This is a genomic window from Saprospiraceae bacterium, from assembly GCA_016717265.1.
In the GTDB taxonomy this organism is placed as follows: Bacteria; Bacteroidota; Bacteroidia; order Chitinophagales; family Saprospiraceae; genus Vicinibacter.
In genome coordinates this window covers 2,394,141-2,417,455 of the sequence record JADKFX010000001.1, presented here as the reverse complement: position 1 = coordinate 2,417,455, position 23,315 = coordinate 2,394,141, and the positions used below count along the sequence as shown (strand labels likewise).

Here is a 23,315-nt window from a genome sequence, read left to right as displayed (position 1 = left end):
ATCTTTGTTTGTGTTTCGTTAGACAGTTACCTGCTTCGATGGTCGGCAACAACTCAAATACACAAATCGCTATAGCTGAGATTCCCAAAGGAGGAAAAATATGAAAATAAAAAAGATAAGTCAAGAAATACTTTTGATGGTGCTATTTGTTCAACTTTTGTTACTTTTAAATGGTTGTTCAACAAAAATTGGCATGTTTGTTCATGCTAATATAGCACCATTACCATCATATCAATATAAGTTTAGTGATGGGTATCTTGGAACTTATTATGTACACCAAAAGGGGAATAAAGAAAACTCTGATGTGATTGTTTTTTTTATTGGTGGTTCAGGACACACAAGTTATTTCTATTATCTACGTCAGTATTTTAATGAACTACAAGGAAACACAACTATATATGCACTTCAAAAACGTTATGTCAAAAAAAGAGAAACTGGGATGCGTAAAGCGTCAAAAGAATTTGATTACCATAACTACCACTCGCAAATAGTTCAGGATCAAAAGGAGTTTATTATAGGAATTTTAGAGAGTAATGTTTTCAAACATAAAAAAATCGTACTCTTTGGTGTTTCGAAAGGCGGAAATATTTCAGTTCATTTAGCAAAGGAAATCCAGGAAATCACCCATTTAATTTTACTAGGAAGTGGCGGTATGCCCGCTTTAGAAGAATTTAAAATGTGGGGTAACCAATATAACATGGATTTTGATTTGGTTTATCAGGAAGTAAAAAAATATCCTGAAAATATAAAGCTTAGGATTGCTGGGCAAACATATAAATATTGGGCTTCCGCCCTTCCATTTAAACCAATGGATTATTTCAAATCTTTAACCATTCCAATCTTAGTCGCTAATGGCGAAAAGGATGAAATGGCTCCGGTCGAATCTGTGTACTTTATGCAAAATGAATTTAAGAAATTAAAAAAAGAAAATTTAATAGTTAAAGTTTTTGCTGACTGCAGCCACACATTAGAGGATTCTGATGGAAAAAACCATAAGGCTGAATTTTTCCGTATAGCTTCGGACTGGTGGAATAAATGAAATGATTCAATGGTGGATGAGGTGTTTTACTTTGAAGCTTATAAACATGCTTATGACATGGGTATCATTTGTTTTTGGAATCTTACCGATAACAGCGAATACCTGGCTCCGCTTTGATCCGCCGAAATTGGCGACCAACGGGAGCCAATTTCAGGTAATTGCGGACAATCTGAAATACTTGCTGTTCAGTTTAAACCTGCGGGGGCATTTCCTTTTTACATTGCCCTCTTCAAGAACTGAATGATAAAGTAGTTTCAGCGAAAGTTATATTCGGAAAGGAATTAATGGAATTGAGAGAAAATGATTTTGTTGCAGAAAATCCGCGTGCAAAATTCGATCTTATTTCTAATTGGTTAGCAGAAAGGTTTGCCAACAATAAAGAAGCACCTGAACACTTGTTGGATTTCATAGAAAGACTTCAAAATGCACCATTCACCAACTTAAATAAAATCATAATCTCTTATCTAGTTTCTCAAAAGAAATTAATTGAACACTTTAAGAAATATGCTGAACTAACGCCCTAATATTATCACCGTATTTTGCGATTTAATGAAATTTTGAAAATAATTTATAAAAATGAAAGGCTGCCCTGGACAGAGGTAGCATACAGTTGCGATTACTCAGACTAATCCCACTTTATTAAAGAGTCTTTCCTTTTTCAGGCTTCAATCCAAAGGATTTTATAAAAATGGAGTTTCCTAATGAACAAACTAACTTTCTCCCTTTAGACAAAAAAGGTTAATTTTTTACTATTCTATAAAAAATAAAAGGCTCTTCTTTGTATCTAATTTTAAAAATTAATATAAAATGAACTTTTCAGAAGTAATTCAAAATCTAAACTGGTTTGCAATAATTCTTGCAGCTTTATCAACTTTTATGATTGGTGGAATTTGGTATTCCGTATTTGAAAAACCATGGATGACTGTCAACAACCTCACAAATGAAGACTTAAAGAAGCGAAATATGCCGATAGTCTTTGGATTATCGTTTCTTTTCTCTCTGATAATGTCAGTTAATTTGGCTATGTTTATCGGTAAAGAAAATGTAACATTCGGAGCCATTGCAGGCTTTATGACTGGTTTTGGTTGGGTAGCCTTTGCAATTGCAATGATCTCTTTATTTGAAAATAGACCGATAAAATATGTTTTAATCAATGGAGGTTATATGATAGTATCGTTTACGCTTATGGGGGTAATTTTAGGTGCATGGAAATAAAAATAATTGGAAAATGGAAAAAGGATTCATTGAGAAAACAGGAAAGCCACTAGAACATTGGATTAAAGTAGTGAAGCAATCTAAAATTGAAAAGCATTTAGAAATTATAAATTTCTTGAAAGCTGAATACGGCTTTACTTATGGCTTCGCAAATTTAGTAGCATTGAAAACAAAGAAATCTGATGCAGCATCAATAAATGACACTACTCTATTGAGCAATCAGTATAAGGGGAAGGAACACCTAAAACCTATTTACGATGAATTAATTTCAAAGATTTTGACTTTCGGAAAGGATATTCAAGTAGCGCCCAAAAAAGCGTATGTAAGTTTGGTACGTAAAAAGCAATTTGTGACTCTTAAACCAGCAACAAAGACACGATTTGAAATTGGAATTATTCTAAAAGGGCAAAAACCAAAGGGCAAATTAGAGTCGGAAAAGCCAAATGCCATGTGCACTCACAAAATATGCATTGCAAGTATAGACGAAATTGATAAAGAAGTAATTGAATGGATTAAGTCGGCATATGGTAAAGCAGGAAAATAAAACCGTCAGAAGTCAAGCTTAGATAAAACATTTGACCAAAAACATAAAATAAATATATGACAACCACAGAGAAAGAAATTTTTGCAATTGTAAAAGCTTGGAACGACAGCTTTACACACAATGACAATGAAACTTACTTTACTTACATCCATGATGATTTGACCTTGTTCATTCCTTCATGTCCATATCGTATTGAGGGTAAAGCGGACGATAAAGATGAATTTGATTGGTCACTAAGTAAATCACGAACCAAGGTTCACTTTTTTCAAGAAATGCAACCCAAAATCCAGATTTATGGCGACACAGCAGTTGTTACTTATCACAATCGGGGAGCTTATGGCCCTGATGGTAATGAACAAGTTTATTATTTAAAGGAAACCAATGTTTTAATTAAGGAAAATGATAAATGGAAAATTATCCATATCCATACCTCAAAATAAATATAAAACAACCAATTAAGCATTCGATTCATTTTGATAAAAGCCTAAAGTCAACTAACGAGTGAAAATATCTGGAAGTCTTTTTTTGCTCATCATTATTTGTTACACCAATATCATTATTGGACAAATCAATAAATCAGATACTACATTTTTGATAATTAAAAACATTAATATCATTGATGTAAGTAGTGGAAAAATTTTAAAAAAACAGAATGTCGTTATAAAAGGACAATTCATTTATTACATAGGAAATTCATTTTCAGAAAGGACATCGACCAACACAAAATATATAGATGGAAAGGGAAAATACTTATGCCCCGGACTTTGGGACATGCATTTTCATTTATGCTGGGATATAAACAATGATACTTTGTTGTATCCTGCACTTTTAAAAAATGGAATCACAGGTATTCGCGATATGGGTGGAGATCTCAAAATTATGAGTGCATTCAAAAGGTTGGAAAACGTAAACAAACTGCATATATATGGAGCGGGACCAATGATTGATGGTAATCCACCAGTTTATCATGACTTCTCCCTGCCAGTAGATAACAGTTCTGATATCACGAAACTTTTAGACAGTTTAAAAAACAATGGAAGCGATTTTTTTAAAACCTATTCCCTTTTAAAAGAAAAACAGTTAAAAGAAATCTCCGCTTATTGCAGGAAAAATGATTTTCATTTTGCAGGACACCTTTCTGAATATGTTAAACCAGAAACATCAATATCCCTAGGACAAAAAAGCATTGAACATCTTAATGGTTTATATGAGATTTGGAATGAAAGTAGAAACAGATTTGATAGTTTAACAGATCTGATGTTAGAACATCATACATATGTCTGCCCGACAATTATAACCTACCAATTAAAAACACAACTTAGGGATTCTACAATTGTAAATAAAGAGTATTCAAAATATATTCCAACTGCACTTGTAAAAGAATGGAAAATAACTTGGGGAAAACGTGTGGAAAGACATCAAAAGCTTAAGGATTGGGACAAACTTGATAAAACGTATTTATCTCAATTACGGCTGATAAGCAGACTACACAAAAAAGGTGTAAAGATATTAGCGGGTAGTGATTTTGCAGGAATGCCATTTGTATATCCGGGCATAAGCTTACATCAGGAGCTTAAATTACTAACTAAAGCTGGGTTATCAAATTACGAAGCTTTAAAAACTGCAACCATCAATTCTGCAATTTTCATGAATAAGCAAAATCTTTACGGTTCAATATCAGTAGGAAAGTATGCAGATTTACTCATCTTGGAAAAAAATCCACTCGATAATATTGATAACCTTCAATCGGTTGGTCTTGTTATGATAAATGGACAACAAATAATCTTAAAAAATGATAACGAATGAGAATTTCTTTGTAATTATATAACAAAAACAATTAGCACGAACCGCTAATCGAATAGTCGGTCCTGCCAGATTATTCTAACAAGGTGCGTCTCTCACACCACTCCTCCATTCCGGAATGTACTGAGCTTACAGGCCTCGTACTCAGCTCTGCCCGTCCGATCAGGCGGGGTTCATTAATTTATGGAGATACTTTCAAATATGTAAATCGTCAGCATAAAGTGGACTAAAAATAACTAAAAACTAGTTAGTTTTTCAAAGATCCATTAAATTTACAAATTATTGCAACCATTAAACAGCCAATAAAAAAGTAATTAATTCAACAACAAGTATGATACAAGAACAAAAATCATTACCGAACTGGATACTTATAGTATCAGGTCTTCTTGCGCTAATGGAACTTGGAGTAAGCTTATCATTGTTCTTTTCACCCCAATCCATGGCAGACAATATAGACCTTAATGCAAAAGGTGTTGACTTCTTAATTTATATGTGGGCTACTCGACAATTTGCACTTGGTTTTATCTTTGCTTATGCGACCATTAAAAAATCCATTCCAATGCTGACACTTGCCTATATTTTCCTTTTGGTAATGTTTGTGGGCGACTTGATTGTTGGTGTATTACAAAAAAACAATACTCTAATCATTGGCGGTATAGTATTGACTTTGATTGCTTTAGCCTTAATATTTTTAATCCAAAAGAAAAAATAAAATGAACATCGTAATTACAATTTTACTTGGCCTAGTTGGCTTTATTGCCTTCCTACTAATTATAGCTCTTTTCTTAAAAAAGGAACATTACGTTTATCGTGAAATCATCATCAATGCACCAAGTCAAAAAGTATTTGACTTTTTAAAGTTGCTCAAAAACCAGGACAAGTTTAACAAATGGGCAAAGGCTGACCCCAACAGGAAATGGGAATACAAAGGAACTGACGGAACAGTCGGATTCACTATTTCCTGGAATGGAAATAAAAAAGCCGGTGAAGGAGAAAAGAAAATAATGAACATCATTGAAGGGAAAAGAATTGAAACTCAAATTCGGTTTGTAAAACCAATGGCAGTCACTTCCGATGTAATCATGGAGACTGAATCTTTATCCGATAATCAAACCAAAGTATCCTTGATAAATTCCGGCATATTGAAATATCCAATGAATATATTTATTCCATTGGCTGAAAGAAACTTTCCGAAAGATATGGATAGTAGTTTGTTCACTTTGAAAAACATTCTTGAAAAGTAACCTCATTTAATCAAAATGAAAAAAATAACTTTATTAATATTGGTTATTGCGATATCGTTCCTATCGGGTATCGCATTTAAAACGATAATAGCAGGCCAAAATAATAACACAACAATAATGAAAAAAGTAACAGGCATTGGGGGTATTTTTTTCAAATGCAAAGACCCTCATAAAATGAGAGAATGGTATAAAACAAATCTTGGATTAAATACAAACCAATATGGGGCTGTTTTTGAATGGTTTCAAGGTGCTGATAGCACCAAAAAAGGATTTTCTCAATGGAGTCCATTTACTGAAAAAACCAAATATTTTGAGCCGTCAACCAAGGATTTTATGATTAATTACAGAGTAGAAAACCTGGATGATCTGATCGAAGAACTGAAGAAAAACGGTGTAACAGTTACTGACTCAATTGAAAAAGTTGAATATGGTAAATTTGTTCACATTCTGGACATCGAGGGCAATAAAATTGAATTATGGGAGCCTAACGATATTGAATTTGAAAAACTAGGTGAGCAAATAGGTGCTAAAACTACAAAATAGTTTAATTCACGTGGGCAGTCTTAATATTTTCGATGCTACTGATTTTATTAGTTGAAATAGTAATTAATAGACGAAAAATGAAACAAAGATCCTAAATGGAAACAACCCATAAGATAGTTGATTTTTTATCACAGTATGAGGAACAGGTTTTCAGAAACTCTATTATGCTTCGTAAAACTCTATTTGCAAATCTTCCCGATATCATTGAGCAAATAGATATTCCGGCAAGAATGATTGCTTATTGTTTTGGACAGAAATATTCAGAATTAATTTGCACCATTATTCTGTCTAAAAAAGGCTTGAAACCTGGATTTAACTGGAGGGTTGAATTACAAGACCCTGACAATTGCTCCAAGGCAATGGAAAAATATCAAGATATGTAGAGCTAAAATCAGAAAAACAAATAAAATCTAAGGATATTAAAGATTTGCTTGCAAGTGTTTTGAAAATTTACAAACAAAAATATCTTACAAAAAAATAAAATGTGGACTTGCCCGAATTGCAATCATAAATTTTACAACACAAATCAATCGCATTCGTGTGGAAATTTCACTATTGATGACTTTTTAAACGGCAAGCCTCAAAAATGATTGACTTATTCAATTACTTCATATCCGAATACAGAAAAATTGGCGAGTTTGATATTCATCCTGTAAAGACCAGAGTTGCCTTATTGACAAAAATGCGTTTCTGTTCAATCAACAAAATTGGGTTTGACTATATAAATATTCACTTAGTTTTTACCGAATCCTATGCTGACAATTTATGTTTTTATAAAATTGATAATTTAGATAACCGGTTTTTCATTCATCACTTCAAAATTCGCAGCAAAACAGACATCAATAACGAAGTAAGAAAGTATATGACATCAGCCTATGAAATAGGTAACAGAAAACATGTTAAAACGAAATCTATCAAAACCATAATTGAATAAAAACAAAATGGAACAAAAAATTCAACTTAAACATCCCTTAGGCAAAAAAGCCATAAGCATGGATAAAGAAAAATATGGTGTTATTGAAAAATCACTTTTGAAATGCCTTAATGGAAAAACCGAATCAACTCATAAAGAAATTTTAAACACAATAACCGAAGATTTTAAAAAGAAAAAATTAAAATTTGAAGGTTCTATTGAATGGCATATGGAATGGGTAAAACTTGACTTAGAAGCTAGGAAGAAAATTACCAGAATTGCTGACACGACACCAGTTAAGTTTAAACTTACATGACAAAACAACGAACCGCTAACTCTGGTTTGGCAAAAGTGGGGAGGACGGAAAAACAATGAACTTTTTGCAATTCTATGTGGCTTTTGTTCCAGCCTGACGGAATTCAAATTGGCATTATGTTGTCATCTTCCAATCCGTATTTCAATCAGCAGCGGTTCCAGGCGGACAGCATTCTATTTCCCCACCTTCGCCAAACCCTGTTCGTTATAAGGCATCTTAGGTGCAAAACAGACAATAAATGCAAAATAATATAATAACAATGGTAAACAACAAACTTGAAATAATACTTAGACCCACTGGAATTGAAGACTTGGATACTTTATTTCAATTTCAACTTGATATAGAAGGCGGATACCTAGCTGCATTTATGCCGAAAGACCCGACAGATAAAACTACCTATATAAAAAAACACACAAAGTTGTTAGACGACCCAACAGTAAACAATCAAACAATCCTTCTTGACAATATTATTGTGGGAAGTATTGCTAAGTTTGTTATGGAAGGCGATACAGAAATTACTTATTGGATTGACAGGAAATTTTGGGGACAGGGCATTGCAACAAAAGCACTAAATGAATTTCTTGCTATTGAATCGATAAGACCAATTATTGGACGAGTTGCATTTGACAATTTTGGGTCACAGAAAGTGTTAGAAAAATGTGGCTTTAACAAAGTTGGATCTGATATAGGATTTGCAAATGCCAGACAAATGGAGATAGAAGAATTTATTTATAAATTGAGTTGAAAATGGAAAGAAGAAAATCGCCTTATAACTCGCATTTGGCAAAAGTGGGGCTTTTGTACCAGGCCAAACATTTTTACTTTCTATTAGCTTTTTTACTAAATTTGAACATTGGTACTGCGAATTCCCCCTATTCGGAAAGCCCAAAATGATAGTCAAAACTATAAACGCAAAAATAGATAAATAATATGAAAAAAATAGTTTTGGAACTTCGCCATGTATTTGATAAAGGTATTACCTATACAGGTGACGGTCATCAGCATTGGCAGAAATACCAATTATTTAATTGTGAATTTGCCCCTGATGAAAAACAACTGGGGAGAAAAAAGAATAGAATAAAATCAAAATGTACCTGGTGCAATGGATTTGAGCACGATGTTGAGCAGTGTACGCATCTGGAAATTGAAGGCAAGGCTTTGCTCAAAGAAAAACATATTGTTTATGGAATTCTATACAGGACACTTATTGACATTTCAATATTGACTTCCGTTATTGCAACAATTGGGATCATCTTCTTTGCAATGCTTTATGTAGATAAAAAAGAACAGTGGGCATTAAATGCACTATTTCTGACTGTGATTGGTGCACTTTTACTTATTCTCGCAATTACATTTATTTATTACTTGTATATATTGATTATTGCCCACCAAACAAAATTTTTAATAAAACTACCAAGGTTAAAGCAAATTCAAAAAAGTAATTTTACTACTTACAACTTATTTACTGAAATAAAACTAACTAATTCGCACACGATAAACGAGGGAACTGTGGTAAATGAAAGTTGGAACAATTACAGTGGAAAGAAATTGTATAAAATTTATAAATTAGAGGAATATTTTATTGTTGAATCACTTGTTGAAGTATTGTGACTAAGAATGCACCCAACGCCAACCGTTATACCAAATTCAAGAACTAAATCAATTAACAAAACGTTAAAATAAAGATATAGACTCAAAAAAATACAGATATGAAAAATATTTATTTTATCAAAATTTTGCTTTTAGTAATAATTGTAAATCATTCACAAGCCCAGGTCTATAAACCATTAGGATTTAAAAATTATACACCTATCTGGTCTCATATGCACCAAACAGATAAAATTCCAATACTTGAAGGCAATTGGATTTTTTTAGAGCAAAATTATGATAGAGACCCTTTTGTCATTGATGATGGTGTTTTATATAATGTATATAATATTGTTTTTGGGCCTGCCTGGATAGGAGGTTACTATCTCGAGGCTATTGATTTAGCAGATGGAAAGCTTCTATGGGATAATGTTTTCTATAGTGAAAATGTTGGAGAAAGACGATTTGCCAATCGTCCAGAAATACATGGCGACACGCTAGAGTTATTGATTCATGAAGAATATGATAACACTGATACTTTTTTTAGACCAATTTGGTTTACTGCCTATCCCAGAAGGTTAAGCTTCAATAAACGATCAGGAGATATCATAAATTCTACTTTTGGTATTCTAAAAGATCCAAATGCCCGTAAACTTCCAGTACCATTTCCATACGGTCCGACACACCTTTATTATGAAGGTACAGACTTCATAGTCATTAACCACCTTGCTTTAACTGATACTACCACAGGCAAAAGCAGTGTGTGGTATAACAGATTTGTTCTTGACCAACATGGAAAAGAGAAAGAAAATTCTGAAATGTACATCCCTACAGAATATTTTAAGATTTCTGATCTATTATATGATTTTGAAAGTAATAGTTCATTTTGTTTCTACTCCTCAGAGACTCACCGAGATACTTTAACTAAAGATTTTGATATCGGTTTCCATTATATGGATAGAAAAATGCAAATCTTGGATTCAGGTAAGCTTAACATTTTGAATACGGGTGAAGAAAATTATTTTGGTCCAGCTTTTATTTCATCTGATTATTTTGTCTTTAGATCTGATTCTTTTGTAGAACAACCTTATTATTTTAAATTTAAGTATCTAACGCTATTCGACCGTAAAGGAATCCCAATGGAGAAGATTGATTTAAGAGCACTGAATATCAATTCTACTATTATAAACACCATGCAGTCCACACTTATTCAGACGAAAACTGGACCTAAAATTCTTTCTTGTGTTCATTCTAGAACAAATCGCACTGTAGATTTTTATTTATCAAATGGTGCGGGACAATTTACTAAGACAAAATCATTTCAAACCGACCCTGGTACGAAAACAGAAATTAGTCTAATTAAAATAGAAAAAGTGGGTGATAATATATTGTGTTATTTTATACATAGAGAAACCGCAACCCGATTGTCTCCTGCTCCACTTTGGTCAAGTTGGATTATGATTAAAGGTGAAGACCTAGGTGTATTGACAGCAAACAAAGATGTAAGTTTAGACCAAGATAATACATTAAAAATATCGCCCAATCCAGTTTCTGATATTTTGAAAATAGATTTTGATAAATTATCTTCAGGTTTGCTGAATGTTTATAACGAAAATGGTCAGTTGGTATTTTCTAAATATATTGAGTTCGCTAAAGAATTAAATTTTAATGCAGGTCTTTTATCAAATGGAAAATATAATATTCAGTTTATCCAAGATAACATAGTTTTGAATGCTCAATTTATTAAAGTTAAATAAGGGTTTAATTGAAGCAATTACTCATATTTCGTTAAAAAATTAAATCATATTAAAACCATTGAAAGAAAGAAACTGGATATAACACATTATTGAAGATCATACCACGAAAAAAAATCTTATTTTTCGGGATTGGTATAAAAGTAAAATATTTTTCACAACGAGCTTCATGCAAATGTTGGCGCGCAATCAATACCAAACGAAAGCGGGTAGTTTTCAGAACCATCAAAGAATAAACAAAATAAAACAATGAATATTAAATTAATTTACACTTCTACACTTTTCATCACGACTTTATTCGTGAATGCACAGACAAATTCTTTATTAGTAAATTCAAATATTGTTTTACCAAAAGACAGTATTGAAAGTAAGCGTTTAACAACTTCGCTTAACGACTTTTTACTTGCTGCACAGAAACCAAATGAAGAAAACACATTTATCTTTGAAAGCGAGAAAATAGAGACTTTAATTCAACTTGATGAAATATACGGAATTGAAAAAAGTGGAAAGTTCAAAGACGATTTTTTCTACAAACCATATTTGACAAATGTTGTATTGATGAAAGACCACAACTATCTGATACAAGTTTCATACATTGGAACAAATGAAAAAGTAGCATTGTTGAGAGCAAGTTTTGAATTTATTGCTCATAAAACAAATAACTCATTTAAATTTTCTTCGCCACTTTTGAAAAATACTAAAAACTGGAAAGTTAAAAAAGTAGGAAATAATATTTTTCACTATCAAAATACAATCAACAAAGAGAAAGTAAAAGAGTTCAATAAATTGACTTCTTCATTTGATTTAAAACTAAAATCAACAAACAAAATAACTGACTATTATTGCACAGACAACATAATTGAAATGCAAAAGCTAATTGGAGTAGAGTATAAATCGGATTACAACGGAAGAGCAGAAAGTGTTTGGAGTACTATATATAGCGATAGAAAATTAATTGTTTTCGGTAACAACAATTCAACATTTAACGAATTTGACCCACACGATTTATTTCACAGTAGGTTAAGTTTAGTAATTTCAAGAAGTAAAGTAAACAAACCCGTGGATGAAGGCTGTGCTTATTTGTATGGTGGAAGTTGGGGGTTGACTTGGAATGAAATCTTTAAAGCCTTCAAAGAACAAATTGCTAATAATAAAAATAACAATTGGGTTGAAATTAAAGAAACTCCAATTTATTTCAAAACAAAAGAGTTTGATAATTCTGTCGATGATATTGTAAACGCTTTATTAGTCAAAAAAATAGAGAATGAAAAAGGATTTGCAGGAGTTTGGGAACTTTTGGCTGTTGGGCCTTTTGAAAAAGGTAATAAAAAATATTACCAAGCACTTGAAAAAATAACTGGAATTACAAAAGAGACTTACAACGACAAAATTTGGGAACTAATCAATAATGAAAAATAGAACATAAATAAAAGTCAGAGAAAAAGCTTGAGTGATTCACTAATTTAGAAAATAACGACATAGAATAAATTATGATAATTGGGGTAGCAGGACCATATAACGCAAAGACAAAAAAGCAAAAACAATTAAATCTTGATGCAATGAATATTGCAGCAGCAAAGCTTTTAGAACTTGGACATATACCAATTATAGGTATGAATGCTGCATTACCTGTTTTGGAAAGAGCAAATGTCATTGACAAGTATAAATGCACCTTGGAAATTTCACTAGCGGTAATTAATGCGTGTGATGCATTATTACTATTAGGAGAAAGCCCTGGAGCAAATAAAGAACGTGATTTAATATTATCAAAAGGGCGACAAGTATTTAATACAATAGACGAAATCATTAACTTGAAATGATAAAAGACAAACAACAAATTGAAAATAAACCTATCGCTGACCGGGTTGGCAAAAGTGGCGGTTCCGTGCTTCGAAGACGCATTTGTGCAAGGTGGAAGTTGTGTTTATAGAATGTTGTCTACATACGTTCCCAAGACCTAGAAAGGAAAAACCATAACCAATAATATTTTCAAAAGAAGATATCGTAAAAATTATAGAATTAGCTACAACTTTTAAGCAGCAAATTATATTAACATTCATCTATGTTACAGATGCAAGACTACGTGAAACGGCAAGTGAAAGAACCGCTAAAGCGGCTGGATTACCTTTAATTTTTTAGCAGGCTGGAACGTCAACGCTATATCAAGCATCCCTTACAAAGTTTGGCGATCTAATATCGTCATTAAATTCCATTTGAAATTTATTCAAGGACTATGGAGTGGAAAGGCTATGAAACACCCAACTCTTCGACCAGACGATTTGAAATTTTAGAAATCAAACCGAGTTTATCACGTTTGACACTTTTGATAAATTTCATATCAACAGCGGAATCTTTATCATATTTAGCAGACCACATTATAACTTCAATCAAGACAGGAACTAAATCAATTCCTTTTTGTGTAAGGCGATACCGTATTTTTTGCTTATGACTTGGGTTGCTTGACTTGCTGACAATTCCGTTACTATCTAACAACGACAATCTATCCGCTAAAATATTGGTTGCAATTTTTTCTTCTGACAAAAGAAATTCGCCATAATAGTGCTTTCCTTTAAACATTAAATCTCTGACTATCAGGAAAGTCCACTTGTCGCCAAAAATTTCTAAAGCAAAATTTATCGGACAATCCGACTTTCTTAAAAATTGTTTCATAATGCAAAAATACAAAAAAACAAAACTACTTGCAAATTAAAAGTTGTTTTGTATATTTGCCGTTCACAATTTAAAAAAAGTAAAAATGACAAACTCAATTAATTGGTTCGAAATCCCAGTATTAGATTTCGCAAGAGCAAAAAAATTTTATGAAGCATTGTATGGTGCTGAAATAATGGAAATGCCTTTCCCTGATGGAAAATATGGTATGTTACCTTGTGATATGGAAAAAGGTGTTGGAGGTGGAATAGCACAATACGAAGGATTTGAACCTTCAACAAAAGGAGCATTAATCTATTTGAATGGTGGTGAAGATTTAAATACACCGCTTTCAAAGGTAGAAGATGCAGGTGGAAAAATATTATTGCCAAAAACTGCAATTGGACAGAATGGTTTCATGGCTCATATTTTAGACACCGAAGGAAATAAAGTTGCTTTACATTCAATGAAATAAAAAGACAGGAAAATTAATAATCGATACCACTTTTAATGCACCAATTGAAAAAATTTGGAGCGTTTTAACTGATTTAGAATTTTTGGACAAAACCGAGCCAACAGGAAAAAAAGCGACATTAATTACTGATAACAAAACGGGGCTTGATGCCAAAAGAAAAGTGCTGATCCAAGATTGCAAAAATTGGTTTGATGAAAAGATTACTGTTTTCAAACCAACCGAAAAATTGGTTTATAAATTGCCAGACTATTCATTTCCAATCAACGGCTTATAACAACCTTACAGTTTTCAAAAAAATTGGCAATCAAACCTAAGCACTGCAAGAAATGGAGTATACTCTAAAGTTTGATATCCTTGTTGTTCTAATGAACAAAATGATGATAGACTAACAATTTAATTCAGGAATAGGTAAGTTTCTAAACAGTTTAACAACATACCCAGAAAAATCAATGGCTTATAATGAACATTTAGCAAATCGAGTAAGAGAAAAATTTGTCGAGCTACCCAACGTTACTGAAAAAGAAATGATGGGTGGCTTGACATTTATGTACAACGACAAAATGTGTGTTGGAATAATTAAAGATGAATTGATGTGTCGAATTGATCCTGCATTGGCCGACACAGTCATTGAAAAAATTGGTTGCCGAACAATGGACTTTACAAAACGACCAATGAAAGGTTATATAATGATAGACAACAATGGAATGAAAACACAAAAGGACTTTGACTTTTGGATTGAACTTGCATTAGACTTTAATAAAAAAGCAAAATCGAGTAAGAAACCCAAAAAGCCAAGCTACTAACTTCAGTTTTGCATTAGAAGAGATTTTGTGCTAAATTTGAACATTGGAATTCTAATTAACATTTGTACTAAAATGAACCTATGTACTATGAATTACCCACCAGCGCCTAGCTGCAAACCATCAGGATGTGAAAAAACTTAGTTAAAATAATTTGTTTATTTCTTTGTAAAATAAATTATAATTTGTATTTACATATATTATGCAACATATAATAGGCGTACCAAGATTACAAATGAAATTGAGTTCTTTGGAAGATTCCATTGTTCCAGAAAATCCAATCCGATTCATTCCTGCCCGACTGCAATCGGGGCTGTATTTGTAGGTCAATTAGATTTATTATAACTTTAAAATCGGAAGGTCGTCCGAGTTTTGAATCTTCTACCCTACTTAAGATTTATTTATATAGTTATCTGATTGGACTTCGTAGTAGCCGCAGAATAGATATTGAGTGTTGCCTCAAAACCAATCACCATTGGTTAACCTAAGGATTAAAGCCAAACTATCATACGATCTTTGATTTCAGAAAGGATAATCCAAATGCTCTTCAAAGTGTACTCAAGTTGTTTATTTCTTTTCTTAAGGATATTGATTTAATTGGTAGTATAGTTCGGATGATGCTATTAATCGTAATGATCGGAATGCGCTCACTGATATTACATTAGAAGTAAAAGAAAATTTAAGTGTAAATAGCTTTGTTGCAATATTAGATAAAGGATATCAAAATGGCAGAGAAATTCAAAAATGTACGGATGAGAATATAATTACAATCGTTGCTCCTTCCACAATAGTCAATAGTAACTTACATGGAACCACTCCCGAATATGTAGTAACTAATTTTACATAGAATGAACAAGAACACAGTTACACTTGTCATCAAGACATAACATTAAATACAACAGTTACCTGGCATAAAAAAACAAGAGATCGAAAAACAAACTATAATTACAAAAAATACAGAACACCAGAATGCAAATCATGCCCAGTAAAAAACAGCTGCAAAGGAAGAGCGGGCGGAGGTAGAGAAATAGAAAGAAGTGAATTTGCATCTGCAGTATAATCAAACAATACACGCTCTAAAGAAAATGCAGCATTGTATCGAAAAAGACAAGAGATTTTAGCCTGTCCCTCAATTATTGTGGGAAACATATCTTTGGAACAATAAAAAGAAAATGGGGCTAATACTTCACCAATCTTAAAGGATTAGATAAAATAAATGGTGAACACAGTCTTATTATGCTAGTCTACAATATAAAGCGCTGTTTCAATATACTTGGTGTGCTAGAACTAATCGATAGATTAAAAAATTGGGTTTCTCCATTCAAATAAGATCCTGCATTTCTTCCAGATTGGCTTATCCTAAGGCCTCCAGGAAAACTTTTATTTATAAGATGAAATATCCAAATTAAAAAATACTGCTCTTAGATGGGATTGAATTGATCTTGGATGCATTGCATAAAGTAATATCGCGAATTAACTAGAAAAATAATAGTATTTTCACACTCTGCCGTTACTGGCAATGCAACATAGACCATACATTAAATGTCAGACAGAAAACGAAAAATGAATGACTACAACTATGATTCGAGAAATTAATAGCTATTATTTGAATAAAGAAGAACCAAACAAGAGTTGCTTACTTGCTTTACGAAATATTATTCTTGAACAAGACACAAATATCACTGAAACGCAGAAGTATGGAATGCCCTGTTTCTGCTATAAGAAAAAGATGTTCTGTTATTTATGGACTGATAAAAAAACGAATGAGCCTTACATCCTTATGGTAGAAGGGAAACACCTTGTTCACTCAAAATTAGAGGCAGGCGAACGCTCCAGGATGAAAATTTTTAGAGTTAATCCGAACAAAGATATACCTGTAAAGACGATTGAAACTATTTTGCAAAAAGCGTTAGACTTGTACAGGACAGGTATTATAAAACTCAAAGGATGACTAACAGAAAGTACACGTAACGAACTTTATCGTATTCCAGAGACACCACCAACATTTTTAAAATAATCAAGAGGGAGTTTATCCTTTTAATTTTCGCTCGACTATTTCTTTATAACTCCTCCCTAAAGGAAGAGAAATGTCGTCTATTTCCATTTCTTGTGCATTGTAAGAAGTAATCATGTTGCTATTGACTATATAGGATTTATGAATACGAATAAAGTCTTCTTGCGTTAGTATTTTTTCTATTTCACCGATCTGAAATTTGGTAACGAAATTCCGCTTACGGGTATGAATTCGCACATAATCCTTCAGACTTTCAATATAGAGTATATCATCCACAAATACCTTCACTTGTTTTTTCTCTACGTTAAAAAAATGATATACCCTTTGACGAATCTCGCTGTGTGCTTCCGATGAAACTTTTTTGTGTTTGTCGAATACCTTATTTACTGCTTGCAAAAAACGGTTGAACTCAATTGGCTTTAGCAGATAATCAATTACATTGAGATTAAATCCGTCAATAGCGTACTGATGATAGGCAGTAGTAAGTACAATATCATATTTATCAGGAATGGTTTTTATAAAATCAATTCCGCTTATTTTCGGCAAATTAATATCGAGAAAAATAAGGTCAATTTTTTCACAACGCAATTTCTCCATTGCTGCAAATACATTTTCGCAAGTACCTTTAAGCTTTAGCCCGGGAACTTGATTGATGTAGTCGCTAATTACATCGGCAGCCAGAGATTCATCCTCTACTATCAAACAATTCAAATCCTGCATATGATGCTAAGTTAATACGCAAATTTACAACGAAGTGATTATCTTTTTCAAAATGAACAAATGAATAATCTCTGTACAACAGTTCGAGTTGTCTGCGCAGGTTTGGCAAACCTATTCCTTCTTCCCCAATTGATTGAACAGATGAACCTTCAATAGGATTTACTACGCATACATCAAGCGAGTTTTGAACCAATGTAATATTGAATCGGATTTCAGAAGCACCTGAACCATTTCCATGCTTAAAAGCATTTTCAATAAGCGGAAAAAGTAGTAGTGGTGTTACTTGCATGGAGTTGTTATCAATACTCTTCTCCATTTTCACCTCTAATCTTTTTCCAAAACGAAGTTGCTGCAGTTCTATAAAATCATCAATAATTTTTATCTCTTCTTCTATAGGAACCGTTTTTTTTCCAGTCTCATAAATCATATAGCGAAGAATTTTTGACAACTTCATAACAGTATCAGGCGTTGCAGCAGATTGTGCTCTCGAAAGCGAGTAAATGCTGTTGAGCATATTAAACAGAAAGTGAGGATTGATTTGCGATTTAAGATGCCTCATTTCAGACTGTAGTTTTTCTTGTATGAGTGCTTTTTCATTTTTGATAGCATTTATCCGCAACCGGAATAATTTAATAGCTGCTGCAATACCAACCACCTGTAATAAATCGAAAATCGAATAAAATAATCGTGCTGCAAATTCCAAGGTGGTAAATGTCTGCGGCTTATTGAATGTCACATAAGGCCATATTACAAAATGTATCATGACACGGTAACCCAACACGAAAAAACACATTGCAGCAAAAACTTCAATAAACAGCATGAACTTACCCGGTTGTTTCAACCATCGTGGAATCAGAGAATATAAAACATAATAAACTGCAGGTAATTTAATTGATAATAAAAGAAGATGGCTCAACGCTGTCTTATTAAATAAATCAAGTGAAGGGTTAATGTTATTGGAACTGGAAAGGAATAGCCCTGTAAAGAGATTGATACTGAAATAAACCATCCAGAATAAAATGTGGAACCAAACTCTCTTATTTATTATCACACTGTAAATATCCAGAATAAAAATTACAAAAGGCTAAAAAAAAATAGGAACGGCAGATTGCTACATACAAACAGTAAATTTAACCAGAAGTATGGTGTACGTAGCTTAAATGCTGTTTTATGGGTATCGGAATATGTTGTTCAGATACTTTTGAAAATTGAACTTATTATTCTATTTAGTTTTGCTTAAACAAAATTATTCAACATGAAAATAAGTCACCATTATATTTCCGTTTCAAAACAAATTCTCATTATTTTATTTAGCCATCTAATGGTTACTACAACTTTTGCGCAAACATTTTCAAAGATTACTTCCGGCCCGTTTGTGACCACTGTTGGTGACTCGCGCAGCGTAAACTGGGTTGATGTAAATGGTGACGGGTTTATTGATTGTATGATTACGAATGGTCCAGCGGCAGGACAAGACAATTTTTTATATATCAACAATGGCACCGGAGGGTTTACTGCTCTCCCGGGCGACACCATTGTTAACGACAATAAACCTTCTGATGGAGCGACATGGGCTGATAGTGACAATGATGGCGATTTAGATTGCTATGTAGTGAACTGGTATAACACAAAAAATCTATTTTATATTAATACCGGAGTTGGTGCATTTACTCAAACTCAAAATGCTGTTGAAACCAGCGGTGGTTATTGTGAAACAGCATCGTGGGGAGATTACGACAATGATGGCTTGCTCGACTTATACGTTACCCGAAGTGGCGGTACAATACCCACAAATAAAAATTTACTCTTTCACAACAATGGAGGCAATGCATTTACAAAGGTACTAACAGGCACGCCAGTTACGGATGCCTTTATTTCACGAAGTGTTAACTGGACAGACATTGACAGCGATGGCGACCTTGATTTGTTTGTAACAAATGAAAACGATCAAAATGAAAATTTGTATCGCAATGATGGTGCAGGGGTATTTACTAAACTTACTACGGGTCCCTTATTAAATGATGGAGGAAAAACAATGAGCAGCAGTTGGGGTGATTATGATAATGATGGTGACCTTGATGTGTTTCTCGCTAACGACCAGGGAAATGATGGGCTTTTCAGAAATGATGGTAATTTTAACTTTACAAAAATCAATTCCGATACAGTTTCAAATTGCGGTGGAAATTCGTTCAGCTCGGCGTGGTCGGATATAGATAATGACGGTGACATTGATTTATATGTAACCAATTCATTTGGGACAACAACTCTTTGGCTTAATTTTCTTTTTCTAAATAATGGCAATGGCTCATTTACGAGAGTGGGAAACACAGCACCTGCAACAGATTTAGATTGGTCTTATGGTTGCGCTTTTGGTGATTATGACAATGACGGTTTTGAGGATTTAGCAGTAGCTACCTGCAGGTATAACTCGGTTGACCGTCCTGATTTACTTTATCACAATGATGGAAATTCAAATAACTGGATCACGATAAAGCTGGTTGGCACTATAACAAATAAATCTGCTATAGGAACTAAAATAAGAGTTAAAGCAATCATTAACGGAAATCCGGTTTGGCAGATGCGTGAACTATCCGCACAAACTTCATACTGCGGGCAAAATGATTTGCGTCCACATTTTGGCTTAGGTAATGCTACAAATATTGATTCAATAAAGGTAGAATGGCTGAATGGCATTGTTGAATATTATACAAATATTACCACTAATCAATTTATTTCAATTGTTCAAGAAAAGGGTATTACCAATATAAATGCCGAAAGCCTCTTAAAAATAAATGATGTGTTAATTTACCCTAATCCAGCATCAACTAAGATAACTATAATAATACCAGATGAATACCGGAATGAAAACTTTGTTACATCTATATATGATAAAAACGGCACATTAATTTACTCCTCAAATAATGAAAAGGAAATTGATATTACCGGGTTAACAATAGGCACATATATAATAAAGGTTAAAGTTGGTAAAAGTTATAATACTCAAACTATCATAAAACTTTGATAACATTATTTTGAGACTTTAAATTTTAACAATACTTATTCAAACGATTTACTTTCGTTTTATTAAAAAATAAAATACCATTGAATAATTGATTACATTTAAAAGTGTGGTGTCAACACTATAATCACAGACGACAATAAAATGGGTACAAAAATTCATACTTTAATCGAAGTTGCATCGCTTATTCCAATTTCCACACTTTTGATAGGGTAATTAAAAATTATATAGATGCAGCAACAGCCACAAATTCATTGTTATGCCCCGTTGGTAAAGTCTGCAAAGAATACTTTTTTGCAACCGGTGATTACTCCTATTACGGGCCCGACACGTTTCACCCATCGCAGCGAGGTAGCGAAAGTGCTGCCCTGAAAATATTTAAAACAGAATTTAAATAATTTGGGTTAAACAAAATAACTGATCAATTCAAAGGATTTTATATGCATAGTATTGAGTTAATATGGAACAGATCGGTAGGATCTATAAGTATAATTTTCTTAGTGATGTGTATGTTTTTATACAATTGTATAAATCAAAAAACCCAAAACCTTAAAACAGCTGATGAAATTTTCCGCTCTTTTTTTGATGTTGTTTGGATAACGACAAACAGGGAAAAGATACAAAACCTAATATCGAATGCTAATTGTATGTCGCCAAATGGAAAGTATAGCACAGAAATGCACACCGCTTCAGGGGGCTACTCTTATTTCAAGCAGGTTTACAGTTATAAACCTGCAGCATTTGAGACAGTCATAGAAAACAAAGCATCGGGGTATGAACTTGGTGATTCATTAATACCCCTCTCCAAAGAAGCTTTATATACCATCCGGAGCCATGAATTTCATAATATGGTTCTTGAAGTGGATCACCGCTTTCATGACTTTGGAAACCCGGAAATTATTGAAGTGGATGGAATGAAAGCATACAGGCTAAATGCAAAAGATGAATTGAACAATGATTGCACACTATTTTTTGATATAAAAACGGGGTTATTTTCTGCTTTGCATTTTCAAAACCCTGCTGATGCAAAAGAGACCATTAAAACTAAATTTTCCGATTGGAAAAATGTAAAGGATCTATTATTACCTCATCATGTGGATATTGATCAAAGTGGAAAAAAGTATACGTTTGATTTCACAAAAGTAATTATTAACAGCCCGGATTTTTACTATAAAAATGTAAAGAAATGATTAATATAGTAATCAAATATTTTCTCTTAACCGCCCTGTCAATGTTCATTATTCTTTTTTCCAATTGTAACCTGAAACCTGATCTTGAGGCTGAAAAGAAAAAATTATTGATACTTCACAAAGATCAACAGGATGCACACATGAATAAAAAAGCAAAACAATTTGTTGAACAGTTTGCTGACAGCATGCTTTCGGTGAACCAGGGTAATATATCAGTAACCACAAAAGACTCAGCGTTGAAACGTTTCAGCAATTATTTTGCAATTGTTGAATTTAAGAAATGGGACGATGTCTATCCTCCAGTAATTGAATTTTCGGAAGATGGCTCAATGGCATATATGATAGTAGATAAACAAGTGATACTAACTTATAAGAACGATGAAAATAAGGAAATAGAGGAAACCACTCATTTTGCCTGGGTATTCATCTTTAAAAAACAACCAAATGAGGAATGGAAGATTGTTTGTAATGTATCTACCAATGAGGCCAAAGTACTTAGGGATTTACAGAAATAAAAGGAAACAGTGTACCAATGTACAAAACATTAAAGTTAATTTTGAAAAGAACACTTCAGTTAACAGTATTGTTGGCATTAACCGCAGTGCTGTTAATTCAATGCAATGTTTTGTGGCTACCGCCCAAAAAATACGAGCCAAAAGACCAGGTAATATTACAGCCGCCGGTAATGACTTTAAATGAATATACTGTTACTGGCCTTATTGACATGCATCCGAGGCCGTATGTGTTTACGCTCCAAAGCAAAAATAGTAAAGGGGCCGTAATGGTTTTTGGCCTTGAGCATACATTCGACCCTACCAATAAGCAACTCCCGGTAATGAAAGAATACTGGGATAAATTTAATCCTACTGTTGCAATGGTTGAAGGGAATTTAGACCTGATGCTAACCTGGTTTTTCAATCCTGTAAAAGCATCTGGCGAAGGGGGATACACTCAAAAATTGGCAAAAGAAAAAAGGATAAAATTATATTCATGGGAAGCCGGCCGTGATGCAGAGATAGATCATGTACTTGAAAAATTTGATCCTATGCATGTGGCATTTTTTTATTGCCTGAGGTCTTATCATAACAAATGGGGTGATCTTTCGAAAAGTGAACAGGATGAAAAAATTGAAAGTTTGATCCGAAAAAGAACAAACTATAAAGCATTAATAGGGGCAATAAAATCGGTAGCACAATTTGATAGTATATGGAAAGCAGATTATCCAAATGAAGTTAGCTGGAGAAATTATAAGCATCCACGGAATGGCTGGCCAAAAGGAATACTGGAAGAAATAGCAGAGGCTACAAATACTGTACGGGATGATAATATGTGCAGTTCTATTATTGAATTGGTAAATAAAGGAGAAAGGGTTTTTATAAGTATGGGCTCAAGCCATGCGCCCAGGATAGAAAGAACTTTAATGGGGATGATTAAATAAGTAAAAAAACATTACATGGTTTGGATAGTTCTATGCTAAAGTATTTTTTTAA

General features: G+C 33.1%; 27 protein-coding genes. 24 read left to right on the top strand and 3 right to left on the bottom strand.

The window, feature by feature from the left end; all coding sequences use genetic code 11:
- Window positions 1-100 precede the first annotated feature (100 nt).
- The 17 genes from IPO86_09270 (at window position 101) to IPO86_09190 (ending at window position 12,778) form a co-directional block, all read left to right on the top strand.
- Window positions 101-1,039, top strand: coding sequence for a hypothetical protein (locus tag IPO86_09270; GenBank protein MBK9728293.1), 939 nt, complete (start codon window positions 101-103; stop codon window positions 1,037-1,039).
- A 284-nt stretch (window positions 1,040-1,323) separates the two neighbouring features.
- The gene (locus IPO86_09265) at window positions 1,324-1,563 is read left to right on the top strand and encodes a hypothetical protein (GenBank protein MBK9728292.1); all 240 of its coding nucleotides are present in this window, start codon (window positions 1,324-1,326) and stop codon (window positions 1,561-1,563) included.
- A 283-nt stretch (window positions 1,564-1,846) separates the two neighbouring features.
- Window positions 1,847-2,254 carry a DUF1761 domain-containing protein gene (locus IPO86_09260; protein ID MBK9728291.1) on the top strand — a complete coding sequence of 136 codons (408 nt, stop codon included), beginning with the start codon at window positions 1,847-1,849 and terminating at the stop codon, window positions 2,252-2,254.
- A gap of 13 nt (window positions 2,255-2,267) precedes the next feature.
- The gene (locus tag IPO86_09255) at window positions 2,268-2,798 is read left to right on the top strand and encodes a DUF4287 domain-containing protein (GenBank protein ID MBK9728290.1); all 531 of its coding nucleotides are present in this window, start codon (window positions 2,268-2,270) and stop codon (window positions 2,796-2,798) included.
- A gap of 56 nt (window positions 2,799-2,854) precedes the next feature.
- Window positions 2,855-3,238 (top strand): nuclear transport factor 2 family protein, encoded by a 384-nt coding sequence (locus tag IPO86_09250; protein MBK9728289.1) that lies wholly within the window; start codon window positions 2,855-2,857, stop codon window positions 3,236-3,238.
- Between the two features lie 61 nt (window positions 3,239-3,299).
- Complete coding sequence (locus IPO86_09245; protein MBK9728288.1) at window positions 3,300-4,604, top strand: amidohydrolase family protein; 1,305 nt, start codon at window positions 3,300-3,302, stop codon at window positions 4,602-4,604.
- A gap of 328 nt (window positions 4,605-4,932) precedes the next feature.
- On the top strand, window positions 4,933-5,313 hold the full coding sequence (locus IPO86_09240) for a hypothetical protein (GenBank protein MBK9728287.1): 381 nt from the start codon (window positions 4,933-4,935) through the stop codon (window positions 5,311-5,313).
- 1 nt (window position 5,314) lies between these two features.
- Entirely contained in the window at window positions 5,315-5,845 is a 531-nt protein-coding gene (locus tag IPO86_09235; GenBank protein ID MBK9728286.1) for an SRPBCC family protein, read from the top strand.
- A 117-nt stretch (window positions 5,846-5,962) separates the two neighbouring features.
- Window positions 5,963-6,388: a VOC family protein gene (locus IPO86_09230; protein MBK9728285.1), complete on the top strand. Its 426-nt coding sequence runs from the start codon at window positions 5,963-5,965 to the stop codon at window positions 6,386-6,388.
- Between the two features lie 164 nt (window positions 6,389-6,552).
- Window positions 6,553-6,771 carry a hypothetical protein gene (locus tag IPO86_09225; protein ID MBK9728284.1) on the top strand — a complete coding sequence of 73 codons (219 nt, stop codon included), beginning with the start codon at window positions 6,553-6,555 and terminating at the stop codon, window positions 6,769-6,771.
- A gap of 203 nt (window positions 6,772-6,974) precedes the next feature.
- Complete coding sequence (locus tag IPO86_09220; protein MBK9728283.1) at window positions 6,975-7,322, top strand: hypothetical protein; 348 nt, start codon at window positions 6,975-6,977, stop codon at window positions 7,320-7,322.
- A gap of 7 nt (window positions 7,323-7,329) precedes the next feature.
- A complete protein-coding gene (locus IPO86_09215) occupies window positions 7,330-7,617 on the top strand; it encodes a hypothetical protein (protein MBK9728282.1) in 288 nt (95 codons plus the stop codon).
- Window positions 7,618-7,855: 238 nt separating this feature from the next.
- Window positions 7,856-8,362, top strand: a complete 507-nt coding sequence (locus IPO86_09210) for a GNAT family N-acetyltransferase (protein MBK9728281.1) — start codon at window positions 7,856-7,858, stop codon at window positions 8,360-8,362.
- 185 nt (window positions 8,363-8,547) lie between these two features.
- A complete protein-coding gene (locus IPO86_09205) occupies window positions 8,548-9,228 on the top strand; it encodes a hypothetical protein (GenBank protein MBK9728280.1) in 681 nt (226 codons plus the stop codon).
- Between the two features lie 98 nt (window positions 9,229-9,326).
- Window positions 9,327-10,961 carry a T9SS type A sorting domain-containing protein gene (locus IPO86_09200; protein ID MBK9728279.1) on the top strand — a complete coding sequence of 545 codons (1,635 nt, stop codon included), beginning with the start codon at window positions 9,327-9,329 and terminating at the stop codon, window positions 10,959-10,961.
- 246 nt (window positions 10,962-11,207) lie between these two features.
- Window positions 11,208-12,377, top strand: a complete 1,170-nt coding sequence (locus IPO86_09195) for a hypothetical protein (GenBank protein MBK9728278.1) — start codon at window positions 11,208-11,210, stop codon at window positions 12,375-12,377.
- Window positions 12,378-12,448: 71 nt separating this feature from the next.
- Window positions 12,449-12,778, top strand: a complete 330-nt coding sequence (locus tag IPO86_09190) for a hypothetical protein (GenBank protein ID MBK9728277.1) — start codon at window positions 12,449-12,451, stop codon at window positions 12,776-12,778.
- A 427-nt stretch (window positions 12,779-13,205) separates the two neighbouring features.
- Here IPO86_09190 and IPO86_09185 read toward each other — a convergent pair whose 3' ends face one another.
- Window positions 13,206-13,628 (bottom strand): helix-turn-helix transcriptional regulator, encoded by a 423-nt coding sequence (locus IPO86_09185; GenBank protein ID MBK9728276.1) that lies wholly within the window; start codon window positions 13,626-13,628, stop codon window positions 13,206-13,208.
- Window positions 13,629-13,713: 85 nt separating this feature from the next.
- Here IPO86_09185 and IPO86_09180 point away from each other — a divergent pair, with 85 nt between their 5' ends.
- From IPO86_09180 to IPO86_09170, 3 genes are all read left to right on the top strand, one after another.
- Window positions 13,714-14,082, top strand: a complete 369-nt coding sequence (locus IPO86_09180; GenBank protein MBK9728275.1) for a VOC family protein — start codon at window positions 13,714-13,716, stop codon at window positions 14,080-14,082.
- Window positions 14,083-14,531: 449 nt separating this feature from the next.
- Entirely contained in the window at window positions 14,532-14,885 is a 354-nt protein-coding gene (locus tag IPO86_09175; GenBank protein ID MBK9728274.1) for a TfoX/Sxy family protein, read from the top strand.
- 1,576 nt (window positions 14,886-16,461) lie between these two features.
- Window positions 16,462-16,833, top strand: coding sequence for a DUF1801 domain-containing protein (locus IPO86_09170; GenBank protein ID MBK9728273.1), 372 nt, complete (start codon window positions 16,462-16,464; stop codon window positions 16,831-16,833).
- A 78-nt stretch (window positions 16,834-16,911) separates the two neighbouring features.
- Here IPO86_09170 and IPO86_09165 read toward each other — a convergent pair whose 3' ends face one another.
- A complete protein-coding gene (locus IPO86_09165; protein MBK9728272.1) occupies window positions 16,912-17,616 on the bottom strand; it encodes a response regulator transcription factor in 705 nt (234 codons plus the stop codon).
- Complete coding sequence (locus tag IPO86_09160) at window positions 17,582-18,457, bottom strand: histidine kinase (protein ID MBK9728271.1); 876 nt, start codon at window positions 18,455-18,457, stop codon at window positions 17,582-17,584. Before IPO86_09160 ends, IPO86_09165 begins: the two co-directional genes overlap by 35 nt.
- A 414-nt stretch (window positions 18,458-18,871) precedes the next feature.
- Here IPO86_09160 and IPO86_09155 point away from each other — a divergent pair, with 414 nt between their 5' ends.
- The 4 genes from IPO86_09155 to IPO86_09140 all read left to right on the top strand — a co-directional run bounded on the left by IPO86_09155 (window position 18,872) and on the right by IPO86_09140 (window position 23,263).
- Entirely contained in the window at window positions 18,872-20,638 is a 1,767-nt protein-coding gene (locus tag IPO86_09155) for a VCBS repeat-containing protein (protein ID MBK9728270.1), read from the top strand.
- Between the two features lie 644 nt (window positions 20,639-21,282).
- Window positions 21,283-21,825, top strand: coding sequence for a hypothetical protein (locus tag IPO86_09150; GenBank protein ID MBK9728269.1), 543 nt, complete (start codon window positions 21,283-21,285; stop codon window positions 21,823-21,825).
- Window positions 21,822-22,340: a hypothetical protein gene (locus IPO86_09145; GenBank protein MBK9728268.1), complete on the top strand. Its 519-nt coding sequence runs from the start codon at window positions 21,822-21,824 to the stop codon at window positions 22,338-22,340. The genes IPO86_09150 and IPO86_09145 overlap by 4 nt, the downstream gene beginning before the upstream one ends.
- Window positions 22,341-22,381: 41 nt before the next feature.
- On the top strand, window positions 22,382-23,263 hold the full coding sequence (locus tag IPO86_09140; GenBank protein MBK9728267.1) for a hypothetical protein: 882 nt from the start codon (window positions 22,382-22,384) through the stop codon (window positions 23,261-23,263).
- Window positions 23,264-23,315: the final 52 nt, after the last annotated feature.